Raw genomic sequence first — 19582 nt, 5'->3', positions numbered from 1 at the left:
TATTTCCTAAAGTTTTTGTACCTTTAGGCATTAAAAAAATCTCATTATGACAAAGATACACTTTCGTTCTTACATACACAAGAAAATGATTCTTTTTCCTCAAAGAATTGATAAGGATATCGCAGAAGACGACCCTGTTCGTCTTTTAGACGCCTTGGTGGATAATCTTATGTTGGATAATGTCTACAAGCTTTATAAGCCCAGTGGTCGCAAGCCTTATCATCCACAAATGATGCTCAAGGTGATTCTTTACGCCTATATGAATAATATCTATTCCTGCCGTCGTATAGAGTCGCTTCTCAAGCGTGACATTCATTTCATCTATCTGGCAGGATATGAGCAGCCTGATTTTATTACCATCAATCGTTTTCGTAATCGTGCGAAAAAGGAAATCAACAATATCTTTACACAAGTCGTATTAGTACTTGCAGCCAAAGGTTTGATAAGTCTTGACGTTGAATATATTGACGGCACAAAGATAGAATCGAAAGCCAACAAGTATACCTTCGTTTGGAAGAGAACCGTGGAAAAGAACCGCGCCAAGTTGCAGGAACAAATACGCACACTCTTGCTTCAAGTTGATGATGTCATAGCGCAGGACAATGCCGCTAAGAGAGAAGGTGTCGAGTTTACTGCAGCTCTGCTCGATGAGATATCCGAGGAATTGAACAAGTCTTTGGAATCAGTCCCTGAGCCTAAGACAAAAGAAGAGAAGCAGGCTGTTAGAACCAAGAAAAAACAGCTTAAAGAGCTAGAGAAGAAACGTAATAAACTCCAGGAGTATGACCAACACCTTGAGGTTATGGGCGAGAGAAACTCCTACAGCAAGACCGATCCTGATGCCACGTTTATGCACATGAAGGAGGATGCTATGCGGAACGGACAGACTAAGCCTGGATATAATCTGCAGATAGCAACTGAGAACCAGTTTATCACCGACTTTGCACTCTATGCTAATCGTACAGATACACTCACACTACCTTCTTTCTTGGAGTCTTTCAAATCACGCTATCATCGTTATGCCAAGACAGTCGTAGCCGATTCAGGGTATGGCTCCGAGGAGAACTATCTGTTCATGGACGTACATAATATGGAAGCCTATGTGAAGTATAACTACTTCCATAAAGAGCAGCGTCCACGTTACACACCTAACCCATTCAGTCCCGCAAGCCTTTACTATAATAAGGAACAGGATTTCTACGTCTGCCCTATGGGACAGCATATGAAACGTATAGGCATGAAGCGTTCCCTAACCTCTAACGGATTCGTTACTTACAGCGTACGTTATCAGGCAGAACGCTGTGATGGTTGTCCGTTGAGAGGCTCATGTTTTAAGGCAAGAGGGAACAGAATTATAGAAGTAAACCACCAACTACAGCACTATAAACAAAAGGCACGGGAACTACTGACCTCTAAAGAAGGCATCAAGCATCGAGGACAAAGGTGCATAGAACCTGAAGCTGTTTTTGGACAAACAAAATATAATAAGACCTACAAGAGGTTTAGGCATTTTGGAAAAGACAAGGTCAATATGGACTTTGCCTTCTTTGCTATAGCCTTTAACATAGGGAAAATGTGTAGAAAAACCAATCTCAAGGAACTAAAAGACATTATGGAGGTACTTTTAGGCACCTTCAGATGCTCTATACAAGTTTATATAGGCTATTTAAAGCCCAATAAATCATTTTATATGAAATTAGCAGCATAGCTGCAGTAATTAACGAATTATGTGGTAGACAAGGTAAAGGGAGAATAAAAAGAGGATGTATCAATTTTGACACACCCTCTTTTGATTTTATTTAATCTGATTCTATTTCTACGAACTTATATTCTAACCAGAATTAAATGGATATTATTGAAGACGTTTCAATTGAACTGTGAAATGTCTCATTAATGGAGCTTCCCATTCAATTTCAACACCACGAGTAATACTTTCTCTTCTATCAAAAACGTTCTTCAAAGCAGCCGCAACAACATTCATGTGATTATCTGTATATACACGACGAGGGATTGCTAGACGTAAAAGATCGAGTCCTCCAAAGCGATTCTCACCAGTTTCTGGGTCACGATCTGCAAGCATATAACCAACTTCTACGCCACGAATACCTGCTTCAAGATAAAGTTCACATGTTAATGTTTGTGCTGGAAATTCTTCTTTAGGAACGTGAGTAAGAACTTTGCTTGCATCTACAAATATTGCATGTCCTCCAGCAGGACGTTGATAAGGAATTCCATATTCATCTAATTTCTTTGCTAAATATTCTACCTGATGAATACGTGTTTGAAGCATATCGAATTCTGTATTTTCTTCTAATCCTTGTGCCAATGCGTTAAGATCACGTCCACTCATTCCACCATAAGTTACATAACCTTCCATTGGGATACAGAACATTTTTGCTCCTTCGAACCATTCTTTATTATTAGTAGCAATAAAGCCTCCCATATTTACTACGCCATCTTTCTTTGCAGACATTGTAGCAGCATCAGCTGCTTCATACATTTCGTGCACAATTTCTTTGATAGTCTTATCAGCATAACCTTCTTCGCGCACTTTTATGAAATAAGCATTTTCTGCAAATCTAGCAGAATCCATAATAACGGGTACACCATATTTATGACAAAGAGCACAAGTTTCTTTTATATTCTTCATACTAACGGGCTGGCCTCCTACTGTATTATTTGTAACAGTGAGTACCATAAATGGAACATTACCCTTGTTTTCTTTCAATACTTTTTCAAGTTTATTTAGGCAGACATTTCCTTTAAAAGGAACTTCTTTTTGAGTATCTTTCGCATCATCAGTTGTAACGTCAATTGCATGCGCTTTTCTGCTCTCTATATGTCCTTTTGTTGTATCGAAATGTGCATTTCCTGGTATAACATTACCTGCTTTTACAAGATGTGAAAAGAGAACATTCTCAGCAGCACGTCCTTGATGAGTAGGAATAACATATTTCATTCCAAGAAGTCGCTGTACTGTTTCTGAAAATTTATAGAAAGAGGTAGCTCCTGCATAACTTTCATCGCCCAACATCATTGCTGCCCATTGTTTATCTGACATTGCACCAGTGCCACTATCAGTAAGTAAATCAATGTAAACTTGTTCTGCTTTTAGCTGAAACACATTATAATGTGCCTCTTTTAGCCATTGTTCTCTTTCTTCACGTGTACTTTTCTTAATCGATTCGATCATCTTGATTTTCCAAGATTCAGCAAATGGTATTTCCATAATCTGATTTGTTTTTAATTGTTGTTGTATAATGGTTATAAGAATTCTATTTTCGCTAAGGATAAATAGGTTTTTCCGTTGCAAATATACACAATTCTTTTCCATCTGTGTATATTTTCTGCAAAAAGTTTCTCAGATTAATAGATATTTGGAATTAGATAGCTTGTCTAGCTTATTAGAAAGTTTCACAATAGTGAGACTGAAAAAGGTCATCATCGTAGTCTAAATTTAACTTTACGATGATAACCTTTCTCTTATTTTATTATATTCTTTTGTTTTTTACAATGGAGTTTTGAATATGAATGAACGAATAAGATAGTAAGAAAGAATACCTGCAATATAACCTACAAAGGCTATCCAGGTAATTTTCTTCATATACCAACCAAAGGTTATCTTTTCTAATCCCATAACAACAACGCCAGCTGCACTACCAATAATAAGCATTGAACCTCCGACACCTGCACAATATGCTAATAGTTGCCAGAAAATTCCATCAACTGCCATATCTCCTGATGCTTCAATTGGGTACATTCCCATACTTCCTGCAACTAAAGGAACATTATCTACTATAGACGATAGCACACCAATAATTCCTGTTACAGCATAATGATTACCATCAAATACAACATTCAACGATTTTCCTAGATTCATTAATACACCAATTTCCTCTAAACATGCAACAGCCATTAAGATTCCAAGGAAGAAAAGTATGGTAGACATATCTATACGAGACAAAAGAGCTGTTACACGTTTAGAAAAACTTACACCATCTCCCTTTTTACGATGCAAATTTCTATAGAACAATTCTGTTATACTCCACAATAATCCCAAAACAAGCATAATACCTACAAATGGTGGAAGATGTGTTATTGACTTAAAAATGGGAACACAGCATAAACCACCTACACCAACTATAAATACTATTTTTCGTTCTGTACTTCCAAATTCTCCAGTTTCAGATGTTTCTGTTTCAGAATTAGTAGGTTGAGATAACTCGCCCTTTAGCATATATTGCAAAATAAACGCAGGAATAAGCATAGAAATAACAGAAGGAACAAATATTTCGCTAATAACTCCTACTGCAGTTATCATTCCTGCATTCCACAACATAATAGTTGTAACATCGCCGATTGGTGAGAAAGCTCCTCCGGAATTAGCCGCTATTATAACTAATGCTGCATAAATCATTCTGTCTTGTTTATCGGAAATGAGTTTACGAAGTATCATTATCATAACTATACTTGTTGTGAGATTATCCAAGATAGCCGACAAAAAGAAAGTCATAAAAGCTATACGCCATAATAAAGCACGTTTAGTTTTTGTTTGCATAACGCCCTTTACCCAATTGAAACCACCATTTTGGTCTACAATTTCAACTATTGTCATTGCTCCCATTAAGAAGAACAAGGTAGTTGAAGTATCTCCTAAATGTTCTATAATGAGTTTATTAACAAAATCTGTTACGTTTCCTGTCCATTCTGATACATTCCCTGCATGCATTAACTGAACAAACGGTGTTGGATCGAACATATATAATGTCCAACAGAATACAAACATCAACAAAGCTATGGCAGCTTTATCTATTTTCACTAAGCTCTCCATGGCTATCGATGCGTAGCCAAGAACAAACACGACTATAATCGCAATGGTTAAAGTAGACATTTCTTTTTATTTTATTATTAATTATTAAATTGTATATTCGTAAAAGCGCCACAAAGGTATATAAAAGATATGATGTGGAAAGTCTTTAATAGTATATTTTTGCAAAAATCATTAGATATTAGTTTATTTGTAGTACATTTGTAGAAAAATAGTGGTAAGATGGAGAAAAGAACTATAAAAGTTGTTTGTGCAATTATTCGTAAAGAAGATAAAATTCTTTGCACGCAGCGACTAAGAAAGGGTCCAACTTATATTGCCGAACATTGGGAATTTCCCGGTGGAAAAGTAAAGTCGAATGAGAACGACTACGATGCATTACGTAGAGAGATTAAAGAAGAAATGGATTGGGACATAGATGTTGGTAAACAATTAGGAAGTATTACTTATGAATATCCCGATTTTAATATTATTCTTACGGCTTACGATTGTAGGGCACACAATTATAATTTCAAGCTTTTTGTTCATCTCAATGCAAAGTGGTTGAATACCTCTGAATTTGACTCTTTAGAATGGACAGCTGCCGATAAAAAACTTATAAAGACGATATGGAAATAATTGTAGGGAAAGAAATTGAAAATGTATGCCCTAACTTTGTTGGCGCATGCGTTGAAGCAAAAGTGAAAAACTCGAATTTTTCTCAAGAACTTTGGAAAGATATTGATACGCTTGGAGAAGAATTTAGAAATAAACTTACGGTTGATACACTAAAAGAAATTTCTGGAATTGCAGCCACTCGCCATATTTATCGCATTTGCGGTAAAGATCCATCACGTTATCGTCCTGCTTCAGAAGCTTTAATCAGACGTATATTACAAGGAAAGGCTCTTTACCAAATAAACACGCTGGTAGATCTTATTAATCTTGCTTCTATGAAATATGGTTATAGCATTGGTGGCTTTGATGCAGATAAGATTATTGGAGATACCCTAAAATTAGGAATAGGAAAAGAAGGAGAACCATATAAAGGTATTGGACGCGGAACGATAAACATTCAGGGATTACCTGTTTATAGAGATGATTTTGGTGGTGTTGGAACTCCAACTTCCGACAATGAACGTACAAAAATTACTATCAACACCACACATTTGTTGGTGTTAATTAACGGATATGATGGTAATGAAGAATTAGTAAAACAGAATGCAGAATATATTCAACAACTTCTAAAAAGATTTTGCGAGAGCAACGGTGGCTCTTTCTTTATATATAAATAACTGAACACTATGCAAGAAGATAAATTAGCTATAATGCGTGAGCTTGTCGATAAACTCAATCAGGCTTCAGATACATATTATAATGGTAAAACTGAAATAATGTCGGACCATGAATGGGATTCTATTTTCGATAAACTTAAACGTATAGAGGAAGAAACAGGTATTACCCTACCCGATTCGCCTACTATTAATGTGAGTGCCGATAATATTGTTGGCGAAAAAGAAGAACACGAATTTCCTGCACTTTCGCTTGCAAAAACAAAGAGTGTTGCCGATCTTGCTAAATGGGCAGAAGGAAAACCTATTTGGCTTTCGTGGAAATTAGATGGTTTAACCTTAGTTGTTACTTACGATAATGGTAAATTATCGAAAGTGGTAACACGTGGCGATGGTCATATAGGTACTAATATTTCTCATTTAGCAGCTGCTATCGAAGGAATTTTACCACGAATTAAGAACACTGGTCATATAGTTATTCGTGGTGAAGCTATTATAAGTTACTCCGACTTCAATGTATTTAATATGGAAATGGGCGAAGAATATGCTAATCCACGTAATCTTGCATCGGGTTCATTAACACTAAAGAACATAAACGAAGTAAAATCTCGACATATTCATTGGATTCCTTTTACATTAGTTCATACAGATGAAGACATTGTATCGTGGGGAAATAGAATGGATTTCTTAGAAAAATTAGGTTTTAAAACTGTAGAACACCAACTAATATCTCACCCTACACAGGAAAATATAGGAAATGTAGTGCAAGAATGGACCGAAAAACTAAACTCGTTTGACTATCCTGTTGATGGTTTAGTTATTTCGTTCGACGACACTATATATGCCGCATCAGGAAATGTTACAGGACATCATGCCACACGAGCTGGTTACGCTTTTAAATGGAAAGATGAAAGTGCAACAACCGAATTGGAATATATTGAATGGTCGTGCGCTGCTTCTACCATTTCGCCTGTTGCAGTTTTTAAACCTGTTAGTTTAGAAGGGACAACTGTAAAGAGAGCTAGCCTATGTAACATATCTGAATGCGAAAGACTAAGGATAGGTGGACAAGGAACAAAAATAGAAGTAATAAAATCTAATAAGATTATACCAAAGGTTATCAATGTTATTGAAACAATTGGTACATTTACTATTCCTAATTCGTGTCCAGTATGTAAAGCCGATACAGAAATAATAGAAAGCGAAAATAGTTCTACAAGAACATTACATTGTACCAATTTGAATTGTCCTGCCAAACAATTAAAAAAATTTGTACGTTTTGTTTCAAAAGATGGGGTTAATATTGATGGGCTTTCCGAACAAACCGTACAAAAATTTATTAATCTTGGTTGGGTAAAAGAATATGCCGACCTATTCCATTTAGATAAATATGCCGAAGAGCTTAGCACAATGGATGGATTTGGCAATAAAAGTGTTTCTAACTTATTGAAATCAATAGAAAAAGCAAGAAGTGTAGAACCAAAAAAGTTTTTGTATTCCTTGTTTATTCCACTTGTTGGAATTGATGTTTGCACACGTTTACTCTCTGCATATTCGTTAACAGAACTCATTAATATAGCACAATCTACCACTAATTTTGCTGTATTTGCAACCATTTCAGGCATTGGACCGGAGAAAAGTACAAGTTTTGTGAAATGGATGCAAAACAAAAAAAATAAAGAAATAGTAGAACATCTGCTCACAGAACTTAAAATAAAAGAAGTTGCACCAACACAAAAAGGAACTCTTTGCAACGAACTTACTTTTGTTATTACGGGCGATGTGCACCACTATAAGAACCGAAACGAACTAAAGGCATATATAGAAAGTCAAGGTGGAAAAGTTACGGGAAGTGTATCGAAATCTACAAACTATCTCATAAACAATGATATAAATAGTACATCAAGTAAAAACCAAAAGGCACGACAACTTGGAATAGACATAATTTCGGAAGACGATTTTATTAGCAAATTCACAAACAAGTAGTTTCATAAAAATAGAAAAACAGTGCCCAATATAGCTTATTTATAAGTTTTATTGAACATCAATAGTTTTTAATACCCCCCTGAGCAGAACAATGTTTGCTCAGGGGTTATAATTTCTAATTTCAATAATATTGTTTCCAACCCATTTGTTTTATTCTAGAATAAGCATACGAACATATATTTATAGGCCGGGATATTCTATGCAGAATAATTACTTTGAGGAGTTCGTGAAAATTTATAATAACAAAATAAAAATCTGTAATTATAAATTTTTATTTTGTTATTATAAACCTTGTAGATTTTAATTATAAAATTTTAGGAGTATATTATGGTAAATTTTTCAGCAATAAATAACCTTTCTTCTTTGCCGTTACATTTGTACTTTTACTCATAATTTCTACACATTTATCTATTCGTTATAAATTATGTACACCTTTACCCATATAAGTTTTTTATTGTTTTTTCGTAACTACTCAGCCAAAGTATTTACATAAAAAGTTTATGGCAATAAGAAAAAATATTTTATTATCTAAAATAAAAGTATTAAATTTGCAAGAAAATAAAAATGCTCTATCAAGTAACTTGTAAAAGGTGCGGAAAGAAGTTTAGAATCTCTGTCGATAATGTGCTTAGAACCACTTCGACTTGTCCATATTGTGGACAAAAATTGTCTATCTTAATACCAAATAAACAGACGGAAACTACAGATAGGCAAGCACTCTTAACGCAGAAAAAAAGTCTCCAAAACGAAAATGTGAGACCGCTATCTGAAAATAAGTATACCAAAGATACGGTAAAGAAGAATAATAATTGGTTTAAAACAATAATCTTCATACTGTTCTTAAGTATTCTTATTGTTGGAGGCTTTCTTTACTTTAATTGGCAACAACAACAAAAAAAAGAACTTATAAGAATTGAGCGACAACATCATCGCGATTCAGTAATGAAAGTGCGAGAAATGCTACAAGCGAAATCTGTTTTAGCCCAAAAACAAAAGCGACTACAAACAATGGCTTGCACTTTTCTCCACTCGTTCTATATAAATGCAGTTCTTTCTGGAGCAGACGTAACACAATATGAGTCGTATTTAACCAATAATTGTAAGCGCATTCTTTACGGAGATAACGAAAATGCTTTCGATTTAGATAAGCAAACAGCTTGGTGGGGATTATTCGGTACACTTTCTGGATTAGAAAATGCAGATGAACTAATTCGGAATTTAAGAATTTCCTATTACGATAAAGATTGGTATAAAGTAAGGTTATCACAAAACGGAACAACCGATCAGCGACTTATTAAATTAAAAATAGAAAACAATAGGTTTTTAATAGACGATGTAAGATAAAGTATGGTATTACGCTACTTTCAAGTTAATTGTAAACACTGCAAACGAGAATTTAGTATTCAGGCAGAAGAGGGAGTTACAGTAAAATGTAATTGTCCTTATTGTGGTACTGAATCAACAATAGCAGTTCCATTATTAGAAACTAAAAAGGTAGAACAGAAAAAACAAACGCTACAAGTTAGCAGTATAGGTAAAAAGGCCACAATCTGCTTCCTTATATTCGTTGGTATTATGCTTATCACATCAACTTTCCTATATATTCTTTTTACGGTAATATCTAACTAAATAAACAACACAGAATATGAAACAAACAAAAATAGTCTGTTCTATCAGCGACTTTAGATGCGATATTGATTTTCTACGTAAATTATTCTTCGCAGGAATGAATGTTGTTCGTATGAATACAGCCCACGCACCAGCAGAAGGAATAAAAAAAATTGTAGAAAACACACGTGCCGTTTCGCAACACATAGCATTACTTATAGATACAAAGGGACCAGAAATAAGAACTACAAGTGTTGCAAACCCTATTCCATACAAAACTGGCGAAATAATAAAAATATTTGGACGCCCCGATATAGAAACTACCCACGATATCATAAATGTCTCTTATAAAGATATTGCAAACGATGTTAAAGTTGGTGCGCATTTACTATTCGATGACGGTGCAATAGATATGGAAGTTATTGAAATTGATGGGCCAATGCTTATTGCAAAAGTAATGAACGATGGTATATTAGGAGCACGGAAAAGCGTAAATGTTCCTGGTGTTCACATAGATTTACCCGCTTTAACCGAAAAAGATATTGCAAACATAAAATTAGCTATTAATTTAGATATAGATTTCATTGCACACTCTTTTGTTCGTTCTGCAGCCGATGTTAAAGCAGTTCAAGATATTTTAGACGAACATAATTCGGATATAAAGATAATTTCGAAGATAGAAAATCAAGAAGGTGTCGACAATATCGATGAAATTATAGAAGCATCATACGGAATAATGATTGCACGAGGAGATTTAGGTATAGAAGTTCCTATAGAGCAAATTCCTGGTATTCAACGCAACATAATTAGAAAATGTATTGCAAAACGTAAACCAGTAATAGTTGCAACACAAATGCTCCATACAATGATAAATAACCCTCGTCCAACACGCGCAGAAGTAACCGATATTGCAAATGCTATTTATGGTTACACAGATGCACTAATGTTAAGTGGAGAAACTGCAAGTGGAAAATACCCAGTTGAAGCTTGTCGTACAATGGCAACAATTGCAGAACGCGCAGAAAAAGATGCACACCGAGAAGGATTTTTAAAAATTCCACTTAGCGATGATATGGGACAAAGAGAATTTTTAGCTAAATGTGCCATCGAAGCAACCGAACATCTGGGCGTAAAAGGCATTATAACAGATGGCGACACTGGTAAAACCGCACGTAATTTAGCAGCCTTTCGCGGACCAAATCCTGTATTGGCAATTTGTTACCACGACAAATTGCAACGTTGGTTGAATCTTAGCTATGGATTAATCCCAATATACCAACAAGAAAAAAAGTCGAAACACGAACTTTTTAAAGCTGCTCTACGAATGTTGCGCCAGAGAAAATATATAGCACCTAACGATAAAATAGCTTACATTTCTGGAGAAATGGGCAAAGGAGGAGTAACCACTTTCTTGGAAATAAACACAGTAAGTGCTGTTTTCGAAGACACTTATAATTCTCATTTAGACAACAGGAAGAGAATTTGAAATAAAAAAAGACAGATATAAATAAGAATTTATTATATCATACAAAAAAAGAGAGTTCCTATTTAATTAAGAACTCTCTTTTTTTATTACTTAGCTGATAATTATTTTTCAATATCAATCTTTTGTACACGACGTTCATGACGTCCACCTTCGAAAGTTGCCTTGAAAAAAGCGTCCATTATCTTCTCCGCAGTCTTATTATCAACAAATCTACCTGGTAAAACCAGTGCATTTGCATCATTATGCTGACGAATAAGTTCTGCTATATCCTTATTCCAAGCCAAACCAGCCCTTACACCTTTATGTTTATTTAGTGTAATAGACATACCTTCTCCGCTACCACAAATAGCAATAGCTGGATAAACTTCACCATTTGAAAGCGCTTCTGCCAGTGGATGGGCATAGTCTGGATAATCACAACTTAAGTCGCTGTTACAACCAAAATCTTTATAAGGCAGTTTATGTTCTTCAAGATACTGAATAACAAATTTCTTTAATGGAAGGCCAGCGTGATCGCAGGCAATACCTACTGTTTTTATTTCCATAAGCGTTAAAGTCGTTAAGAGCCTCGCAGAAATTCTGCAAGGCTCGGTTAGTGTTATGCTAAAAATAATTTAACTTGTTCATAAACATTTTGAGCTGTAAAGCCCAATTTTTCATCAAGAACTTTGTATGGAGCTGAAAAACCAAAACTATTCAGACCATAAACTGTGCCATTTGCACCAACAAGTCCTTGCAAAGTTACAGGAAGTCCAGCTGTTAAACCAAAGATTTTTGCATTCTTTGGAAGAACACTCTCTTGATATTCTACCGATTGACAACGGAATAAACCTTCTGATGGAGCACTTACTATACGAACTTTCACTCCTTCGGCTCTTAAAAGTTCAGCTCCTGCAATGCAAGTTGAAACTTCAGAACCACTCGCAACAAGTATTATATCGTAATTTTCATCAGAACCTTTTACAATATATGCCCCTTTTCTTACTAACTCGTAATTGTTTCCTTCAGGAAGATTAGTTACATTCTGACGAGAAAGTATTAAAGCTGTTGGTGTATCTACATTGTCCATTGCCATTTCCCAACAAATAGTTGTCTCGTCTGAATCAGCAGGACGGAAAACACGTAATGCATCTTTTCCCGAATGATTCTGTAATTTCTCCATCAACCTTATTTGTGCTTCTTGCTCAACAGGTTCATGTGTTGGTCCATCTTCCCCTACTCGGAAGGCATCATGACTCCAAATAAATTTTACTGGAATTTGCATTAATGCAGCAAGACGGATAGCTGGCTTCATATAATCTGAGAAAACGAAGAAAGTTCCCATTGCAGTAATAACTCCACCATGCAACATCATACCAATACACATACAAGCCATTGTTAATTCACTAACACCTGCTTGAAAGAATGCACCAGAAAAATCGTTGCGTACAATATCTTTTGTCTTTTTCAAAAAGCCATCTGTCTTATCTGAATTAGAAAGGTCAGCAGATGAACATATCATATTTGGAACTTGTTCTGCAAGTAGACTTAAACATGTAGCACTTGCTGCACGTGTTGCTACATCTTTTTTCTGATTTATAGCTGTCCAATCTATTTTTGGTGCTTTTCCACTAAACCATTCTTTATATAGAACTGCCTTTTCTGGATTAGCTTCCTCCCATTTTTGTTCTTCTGCATGACGTTTAGCAACTATTGTTTTTAGTTCTTCTAAACGATTTGCATAAAGTTCTGCTACTTCGGGGAAAATTTTAAATGGATCGTTTACATCGCCACCTAAATTTTTTATAGTATTTATATATGCATCGCCACCAAGTGGAGCTCCATGTGTTTTTATACTATGTTCATAACTTGTTCCATCGGCCATAAGTGCACCTTTAGCCATAATAGTTTTACCAATAATAAGTGTTGGACGCTCCGTTTCTGTTAATGCTGCATCAAGTGCTTTTCTTATATCCTCTACATTATTACCATTACAAGTTAAAACATTCCAACCCCATGCCTTATATTTTGCAGCAGTGTCTTCGTTCATTACTTCATCGCACTTGGTAGACAACTGAACATTATTAGCATCGTAGAACATTATTAGATTATTTAAACCTAAATTGCCTGCAATACGCCCTACTCCTTGCGATATTTCCTCTTGAATTCCACCATCAGAAATGTAAGCATAGATTTTATGTTGCATTACTTCTTTGCCTAATCGAGCTTCAAGAAATTTTTCTGCAATAGCAGCACCTGCAGCAAAAGCATGACCTTGTCCTAATGGTCCTGATGTATTTTCAATTCCTCTCTTTATATCTCGTTCTGGATGTCCTGGAGTTGGAGATCCCCACTGACGAAATTCTTTTAATTCGTTTATTGTGAATTTATTTTGAAGTGCTAATGCCGCATACAACATTGGAGACATGTGGCCTGGATCTAAAAAAAATCTATCTCTACCTGCCCAATTTGGTTGCTCTGGGTCAAATATCAGATATTCTGAGAAAAGAACATTTATAAAATCAGCTCCTCCCATTGCACCTCCAGGGTGTCCTGACCTTGCTTTCTCTACCATTGAGGCTGCAAGTATTCTGATATTGTCCGCTGCGCGGTCCATAACTTTGTTGTTGTTCATAAAATTTAGATTAATAATATATATTTATTCTATTTGCAAATATAATGAATAATTGGGGAAATACAAAAATTCCAAATGCTTTATTGCTATTTTTTCGCATTATTTTATAATAAACTCATTGAAAGACTTTTTGTGAACACACATTCCTCGTTTGCATATATGCATTCCAAATAAATATCGACAAGTTTATTATATTTATCTTCACTTTCAATACTTTTTTAACCGAATGAAAATTGACATCGGCACACTTCTTTTTCCTCTTTAAAACCCGATTTTGTAACTCTAACAGACACTGCATTATTACATTCGTTTATACTATCTATATTGGTATAAAAGTTTAGCTTATCATTATTGTGAGATTCCATTATATAGGCTATATCAAACCTCTTAATTCGGTATTTTTTATAGTACTCAATAGGGAAAAGATCTAATATATGTTCAATATATTTTATAGAATTTACATGCCCATTTATGTCTATATCGCTATAAGTTGTAAGTATTGATTGCTGTAGCTTCAAATCATCATCTAATTTTACCCTCGAAGATTTTTTTATGGGGTTGGCATAGTCGGTTTCTAAATATTCAGAAATTGTTTCATTACTTGTTTTCAGAATATCTACAGGTTGGCGAGTTGTTGTATCTATCATTGCCCAAATGCTTTTTCCGTATCCATACACATATCCATCTTTATTGGTTATTTTGAAATTACGGTTGGTAAAATAACGTATCACGCTATCTATCCAAGTTTCTACAACAAAATCTTCATAAATAGCAGGAATTTTATCTAACTCGACAGAAAGTCTACTCAACACCCATGTCTTATTTACAGAGTTCAAATAGTTTACCCCATATCCTCTATCATTACTATGAAAGTCTGCAGCATTCAGAAGATTATTTCCTAAATGCCCGATAAATAAATGCTTTGTGAAATCACAATGAAATGGCTCTGCAACAAAATTATATTTGCCTATCTTTGGTAAGTTATTCATATCCGATATACGATTAATTATATACTCTTGCAAAAATAACGATATTCTTATGAAAATTTGCATAGCGTATATATTAATTTCGTTTTATACGGAAAATTTAAAACAACCTATTTAAACGAGATTATGAATCGCACCAGAATAGAACATATAGAAAAAATAGAGAAGATGATTCTATGAAAAATATATTTGTACTAAATAAAAGACTGCAAAAATATGATTTGATTTCAATAAAAATATAATAATAAAATCTTATTTTATAATTACAAAATTATTTTTTATAATTATAAAATTTAGAGACTTTAATCGCAATCAAGGTTATACATAGTTTAGATAATTTTATTACTCACTATGTAAAACAAAAATCCCCAGTACTTTCGTACTGAGGATTAATTGTGTAATCTAAAATTTAATTATTCTATTTATTTTTTTATTTTACGTAAACAACTGCAAGACGGTTAGAAGTTACACCTTGAACACCCTTACCAGTAGCTTCGTCTACAATTACGCCACGACCAGAAAGGTAATTTGCAACTGCTGTTGCGCGGTTTTCAGATAACTTCTGGTTGAATGCTGCAGAACCTTCTGGAGAAGCAGTACCAACAACTTGAACATGGCTACCTTCCTTAATGTTATCGAGAGCAGCTTTTGCTTCTCTTGTAAGATTGTACTTACCTTGAGCAAATGTTACGAATACGAGGTCAGAAACTGTGAATTCCTTAACTTTAACTGAAGGTACTTCCTTAACAACTTCAACTTCCTTAGTGATAACTTCTGGTTTACGGTTGCGAAGTTCGTTGATTTGTGCATTAAGTGCATCGATTTCAGCTTGATCGCGTGGAGTTACAATTGTGAAGTTGTGAGTTCCATTAGAGTTTGCAAACTTGTAAATGATACCAGCGTTCAATTGAACGAATGAATTGTTGATGTTGTAAGCTGGTTGACCATCTTGTGCTGCAGTCTTGTAATCATAACCAACATTGTAGTCGTTATAATTGAATGTACCTGATGGATTAACAGTAATATTCTTTGAATGAGACTTGCCTAAGAATGCAAAGTTGATAGATGGCTCAACATAGAACTGCCATTGTTTTTCAGCACCGAAATTGAATGCGAAATTAAGAGCAGCTTTAGATGTCATACGATTACGTTGATTTTCTGTTGCCTTCTCAAACATTTCGTTGTTTGTGAATATATGCATCCAACCAAGACCATAAAGAGCGCTAACTTCAAAAGCACGAGGCTCACCTTTATAACCACCAAACCAGTTGCTCAAATTTACTGTACCGAGTAAGCTAACATTTGTAGCACGTACAACAGTACCTGTTGAATACCAAGGTTTGTTTGAGAAATAAGCGTTACCCTCAACTGCTAAACCGAATACTGGAGTAAAATAGCGACCAAGACGAAGACCTGCATTTGCATTAAGATCGCTTAACCATTTGTGACCTGTTGTTTTAGTAGCAACACCACCATTAATACCAATGTAAATGTTGTCGAAAGTCTTACTTTCTGCAACTGTCTGAGCAGATGCAGATGCTGCGAATATTGAGGCAGCGAACAATAAACCTAACTTTTTCATTTCTCTGAAAATTTATTAATACCCTTTTAAATAAAAATTTTATATTACGGTGCAAAGTAATAGAAAAATATGCAGATGACCAAATATTTTTCCCGAAAAGTGTGTAAAAAGGTCTTTTTTTTATGTTTTATATGGTCAAATTGCCAAGAAACATATTATTTTACCCATTTTAGAGTTTTAAAATAAGTTGTTTCTATTGTTTATAATACTAATAAAATATAGTTGCATCAATAAAGTTACACGCTCCTATCTTATATAGAAAAAGAGATGCTGAAAATATTTATCAGTTTACATTCATTTAATCATCTATGTTTTTTGCTGATATAATAAAAAAGAGTAAACTAAATTTGGAAAAGCCAATCTATTATTCTTACATATATGTTCACTTGTATGCAACTATCCAACACCTATAACAAATAAAGTATCTACAAAAGTTACCAAATATAAGAAAAAGGTGTCTAGTAAAAGCAGGAAAAGGAAAAAATCAAGAGCAAAGAAAGGAGGTTTAGCAGAATTTATAATAAGAAAATTAAAAATTATAATTACAGTTTTTCATTTTGTAATTAAAATTTAGCTGCATTTAAATAAAAAACAAAGGGTCTATTTCCAATTAAAAGAAGTATTGTTGGGGGCTAATATCTGTTTGAGATTACTGCGAATTTGGTTCTTTAAAAGATTCTGAGAAATAGTTCTCAGTATCTTCGTTTACATTTTAACAAAAAAGAGGTTCGTAACCATTCTACAAACCTCTTTCTTATAATTCTTAGAAATTATGCTATTTATCTAATTTCCTGAATAATATTACCACCAGCTTCTACAGCCTCCATATTCAAAGGAATTAAATGATGATGACGTTCAGGCAAAGTCTTAAATAAAGCTTTATTTAATCCTTCTAAACTTACAACAGGACAAACCTTTAGTAATCCGCCGAGCACTATCATATTAAATACTTTAGAATTCTTCATCTCAGCAGCTTTATTCATTGCATCAATACGATAAATCTTAATATCAGAACGAACAGGTGGTGTGCTTATTCCAAATCCATCATATATAAGTATTCCACCTGGCTTAAGTTTTGGCTCAAACTTTTCGAGCGAAGGTTGATTTAACACAATTGCAACATCATACTTACTTAATATAGGAGAAGATATGCGTTCATCGCTTACAATTACTGTAACATTAGCTGTTCCACCACGTTGTTCTGGTCCATAAGCAGGCATCCACGTTACTTCCTTATCTTCCATTAAACCTGAGTAAGCTAATATTTTTCCCATAGAGAGGACGCCTTGTCCTCCAAAACCACTAATTATTATTTCTTTCTTCATATTGTGAATGCTTTAAATTAGTTTACATTCCCGTTTCATCTTTAAGATCTCCCTTTTGATAATGTGGGAACATATTTTCACGCATCCATTCATTAGCTTTCACTGGGCTAAGTTTCCAACCACTATTACAAGTTGCCACAATTTCAATAAGAGAACTGCCTTTACCTTGCATACTTGCTGTAAATGCTTTTCGAATTGCTTTTTTTGCTTTATTAATAGATGCGACTGTATCAACACTCTGACGAGTAACATAACAAGTTCCATCTAATCGACTTGCCAGATCTGTCATATTAAGTGGATAACCATGAATATCTGGAACTCGACCAAAAGGACAAGTTGCCGTTTTTTGCCCTAACAATGTCGTAGGAGCCATTTGTCCTCCTGTCATTCCATAAATAGCATTATTAATGAATATGATAGTTATATTTTCTCCTCTATTAAGAGCATGAATAGTTTCTGCAGTTCCTATACAAGCTAAGTCTCCATCTCCTTGATAAGTAAAGACCAAACGGTCTGGCCAAAGTCGTTTTATAGCTGTAGCTACTGCTGGTGCTCTTCCATGTGCGGCTTCTTGCCAGTCAATATCAAGGTAACGATAAGCAAAAACAGCACAACCTACAGGACACACACCAATTGTTTTTTCGTCCATACCCATATCGGCAATAACCTCTGCTACGAGTTTATGCACAACACCATGTGAACAACCAGGACAATAATGCATTGTCGTATCGTTCATTAGTTTTGGTTTTTCGTATACCAAATTTTCTGGTGAAATTATATTATTTTCTGCCATTAGGCATTCCTCCGTTTTTATTTTACAAGTTTATCTTTTAGTGCTTTAACTATCTCTTCTGGCTCTGGAACAATACCACCTAATCTTCCAAAATGTTCAACTGGTAGAGTACCATCTATAGCAAGTCTAACATCTTGGACCATTTGTCCAGCATTAATCTCACTTACCAATATACCTTTCTTTCCTTTAGAGATTTCAACAAGCTCTTTACTTGGGAATGGCCACAGAGTTATTGGGCGGAATAAACCGACCTTCAGACCTTGTTCGCGTGCTAATTCCATAGCTTTTTCTCCAATACGAGATGCACTACCAAAACTTACAATCACATAATCTGCATCTTCACATTGGCTTATTTCGAAACGTGTCTCCGTTTCTTTTATTTTTGTGTATTTTTCTTGTAGGTGTAAGTTTCTTTTTTCCATTACTTCAGATTTCAATTCAAGTGATGTAATGATATTTGGAACACGTCCACCTTTACGTCCCATACTAGCCCATGGACATTCTTTTTCAACTTCTTCTTCTGTACGACGAGGTTTCATAGGAGGTAAAACTACTTTTTCCATCATCTGGCCAATTACACCATCAGAAAGAATCATAGCAGGATTACGATATTTAAATGCTAATTCAAAAGCTAAATCTACAAAATCTGCCATTTCCTGAACAGAATTAGGAGCTAAAACTATAACGTTATAATCTCCATTACCACCTCCTCTTGTTGCTTGGAAATAATCACTCTGACTAGGTTGTATTGTTCCTAATCCAGGTCCTCCGCGTTGTACATTTACAAAAACACCTGGAAGTTCGGCACCTGCCATATAACTTATTCCCTCTTGCATTAAAGCTACACCAGGAGAAGAAGAAGATGTTAAAACTCTTTTTCCAGCACCAGCTCCTCCATAAATCATATTAATAGAAGAAGTTTCGCTTTCTGCTTGCAAAACAACCATACCAGTTGTTTCCCATGGTTTTAATAATGCTAATGTTTCTATTATTTCACTTTGTGGAGTAATAGGATAGCCGAAATATCCATCTGCACCACAACGTATAGCAGCGTGAGCAATAGCTTCGTTGCCTTTCATTAATGTTACTTCTTTTTCTGCCAT

The 19582-nt window shown here is 34.8% G+C and carries 15 protein-coding genes; 6 read left to right on the top strand and 9 right to left on the bottom strand.

Translation table 11 applies throughout. From position 1 onward, the window contains the following. Positions 1 to 46 precede the first annotated feature (46 nt). Positions 47 to 1708, top strand: coding sequence for an IS1182 family transposase (locus DX009_RS04230; RefSeq protein ID WP_115083120.1), 1662 nt, complete (start codon positions 47 to 49; stop codon positions 1706 to 1708). Between the two features lie 144 nt (positions 1709 to 1852). Here the strand turns inward: DX009_RS04230 and DX009_RS04225 are convergent, their stop codons facing one another. Next, positions 1853 to 3229 (bottom strand): tryptophanase, encoded by a 1377-nt coding sequence (locus DX009_RS04225; RefSeq protein ID WP_115083810.1) that lies wholly within the window; start codon positions 3227 to 3229, stop codon positions 1853 to 1855. A gap of 279 nt (positions 3230 to 3508) precedes the next feature. After that, positions 3509 to 4891 carry a sodium:proton antiporter NhaD gene (nhaD, locus tag DX009_RS04220; RefSeq protein WP_112316932.1) on the bottom strand — a complete coding sequence of 461 codons (1383 nt, stop codon included), beginning with the start codon at positions 4889 to 4891 and terminating at the stop codon, positions 3509 to 3511. 159 nt (positions 4892 to 5050) lie between these two features. Between nhaD and DX009_RS04215 the strand changes: the two genes are divergently transcribed. The 5 genes from DX009_RS04215 to pyk all read left to right on the top strand — a co-directional run bounded on the left by DX009_RS04215 (position 5051) and on the right by pyk (position 11179). Further along, positions 5051 to 5446, top strand: coding sequence for a (deoxy)nucleoside triphosphate pyrophosphohydrolase (locus tag DX009_RS04215; RefSeq protein WP_115083119.1), 396 nt, complete (start codon positions 5051 to 5053; stop codon positions 5444 to 5446). Next, on the top strand, positions 5437 to 6102 hold the full coding sequence (locus DX009_RS04210) for a B3/B4 domain-containing protein (RefSeq protein WP_006045199.1): 666 nt from the start codon (positions 5437 to 5439) through the stop codon (positions 6100 to 6102). Before DX009_RS04215 ends, DX009_RS04210 begins: the two co-directional genes overlap by 10 nt. A 9-nt stretch (positions 6103 to 6111) precedes the next feature. Beyond that, a complete protein-coding gene (gene ligA, locus DX009_RS04205; protein WP_115083118.1) occupies positions 6112 to 8085 on the top strand; it encodes an NAD-dependent DNA ligase LigA in 1974 nt (657 codons plus the stop codon). Positions 8086 to 8649: 564 nt separating this feature from the next. Beyond that, positions 8650 to 9429, top strand: coding sequence for a TFIIB-type zinc ribbon-containing protein (locus tag DX009_RS04200; protein WP_115083117.1), 780 nt, complete (start codon positions 8650 to 8652; stop codon positions 9427 to 9429). 301 nt (positions 9430 to 9730) lie between these two features. Continuing rightward, positions 9731 to 11179: a pyruvate kinase gene (gene pyk / locus DX009_RS04190; protein ID WP_115083116.1), complete on the top strand. Its 1449-nt coding sequence runs from the start codon at positions 9731 to 9733 to the stop codon at positions 11177 to 11179. A gap of 101 nt (positions 11180 to 11280) precedes the next feature. Here pyk and rpiB read toward each other — a convergent pair whose 3' ends face one another. The 7 genes from rpiB to DX009_RS04155 all read right to left on the bottom strand — a co-directional run bounded on the left by rpiB (position 11281) and on the right by DX009_RS04155 (position 19582). Then, positions 11281 to 11724, bottom strand: coding sequence for a ribose 5-phosphate isomerase B (gene rpiB / locus DX009_RS04185; protein ID WP_006045204.1), 444 nt, complete (start codon positions 11722 to 11724; stop codon positions 11281 to 11283). Between the two features lie 53 nt (positions 11725 to 11777). Continuing rightward, the gene (locus tag DX009_RS04180; RefSeq protein ID WP_040595638.1) at positions 11778 to 13793 is read right to left on the bottom strand and encodes a transketolase family protein; all 2016 of its coding nucleotides are present in this window, start codon (positions 13791 to 13793) and stop codon (positions 11778 to 11780) included. A gap of 218 nt (positions 13794 to 14011) precedes the next feature. After that, positions 14012 to 14782, bottom strand: a complete 771-nt coding sequence (locus DX009_RS04175) for an acyl-[acyl-carrier-protein] thioesterase (protein WP_245944581.1) — start codon at positions 14780 to 14782, stop codon at positions 14012 to 14014. A gap of 427 nt (positions 14783 to 15209) precedes the next feature. After that, the gene (locus DX009_RS04170) at positions 15210 to 16361 is read right to left on the bottom strand and encodes an OmpA family protein (RefSeq protein WP_115083114.1); all 1152 of its coding nucleotides are present in this window, start codon (positions 16359 to 16361) and stop codon (positions 15210 to 15212) included. Between the two features lie 779 nt (positions 16362 to 17140). Continuing rightward, on the bottom strand, positions 17141 to 17686 hold the full coding sequence (locus tag DX009_RS04165; RefSeq protein ID WP_115083113.1) for a 2-oxoacid:acceptor oxidoreductase family protein: 546 nt from the start codon (positions 17684 to 17686) through the stop codon (positions 17141 to 17143). Positions 17687 to 17708: 22 nt separating this feature from the next. Next, the gene (locus tag DX009_RS04160; RefSeq protein ID WP_006045210.1) at positions 17709 to 18479 is read right to left on the bottom strand and encodes a thiamine pyrophosphate-dependent enzyme; all 771 of its coding nucleotides are present in this window, start codon (positions 18477 to 18479) and stop codon (positions 17709 to 17711) included. 17 nt (positions 18480 to 18496) lie between these two features. Beyond that, complete coding sequence (locus DX009_RS04155) at positions 18497 to 19582, bottom strand: 3-methyl-2-oxobutanoate dehydrogenase subunit VorB (protein ID WP_006045211.1); 1086 nt, start codon at positions 19580 to 19582, stop codon at positions 18497 to 18499.

Origin of the sequence: Prevotella pallens (assembly GCF_900454935.1) — a bacterium.
Taxonomy (GTDB): Bacteria; Bacteroidota; Bacteroidia; order Bacteroidales; family Bacteroidaceae; genus Prevotella; species Prevotella pallens.
Note: the sequence above shows the minus strand (reverse complement) of the source record. Positions and strands in the feature narration are given on the sequence as shown.

What these genes read in the sequence shown, in the direction of transcription:
- DX009_RS04230 (WP_115083120.1), top strand. Translation starts at nt 47, where the DNA reads ATGACAAAGATACACTTTCGTTCTTACATACACAAGAAAATGATTCTT.
- DX009_RS04225 (WP_115083810.1), bottom strand. Translation starts at nt 3,229, where the DNA reads ATGGAAATACCATTTGCTGAATCTTGGAAAATCAAGATGATCGAATCG.
- nhaD (WP_112316932.1), bottom strand. Translation starts at nt 4,891, where the DNA reads ATGTCTACTTTAACCATTGCGATTATAGTCGTGTTTGTTCTTGGCTAC.
- DX009_RS04215 (WP_115083119.1), top strand. Translation starts at nt 5,051, where the DNA reads ATGGAGAAAAGAACTATAAAAGTTGTTTGTGCAATTATTCGTAAAGAA.
- DX009_RS04210 (WP_006045199.1), top strand. Translation starts at nt 5,437, where the DNA reads ATGGAAATAATTGTAGGGAAAGAAATTGAAAATGTATGCCCTAACTTT.
- ligA (WP_115083118.1), top strand. Translation starts at nt 6,112, where the DNA reads ATGCAAGAAGATAAATTAGCTATAATGCGTGAGCTTGTCGATAAACTC.
- DX009_RS04200 (WP_115083117.1), top strand. Translation starts at nt 8,650, where the DNA reads ATGCTCTATCAAGTAACTTGTAAAAGGTGCGGAAAGAAGTTTAGAATC.
- pyk (WP_115083116.1), top strand. Translation starts at nt 9,731, where the DNA reads ATGAAACAAACAAAAATAGTCTGTTCTATCAGCGACTTTAGATGCGAT.
- rpiB (WP_006045204.1), bottom strand. Translation starts at nt 11,724, where the DNA reads ATGGAAATAAAAACAGTAGGTATTGCCTGCGATCACGCTGGCCTTCCA.
- DX009_RS04180 (WP_040595638.1), bottom strand. Translation starts at nt 13,793, where the DNA reads ATGAACAACAACAAAGTTATGGACCGCGCAGCGGACAATATCAGAATA.
- DX009_RS04175 (WP_245944581.1), bottom strand. Translation starts at nt 14,782, where the DNA reads ATGAATAACTTACCAAAGATAGGCAAATATAATTTTGTTGCAGAGCCA.
- DX009_RS04170 (WP_115083114.1), bottom strand. Translation starts at nt 16,361, where the DNA reads ATGAAAAAGTTAGGTTTATTGTTCGCTGCCTCAATATTCGCAGCATCT.
- DX009_RS04165 (WP_115083113.1), bottom strand. Translation starts at nt 17,686, where the DNA reads ATGAAGAAAGAAATAATAATTAGTGGTTTTGGAGGACAAGGCGTCCTC.
- DX009_RS04160 (WP_006045210.1), bottom strand. Translation starts at nt 18,479, where the DNA reads ATGGCAGAAAATAATATAATTTCACCAGAAAATTTGGTATACGAAAAA.
- DX009_RS04155 (WP_006045211.1), bottom strand. Translation starts at nt 19,582, where the DNA reads ATGGCAGAAAAAGAAGTAACATTAATGAAAGGCAACGAAGCTATTGCT.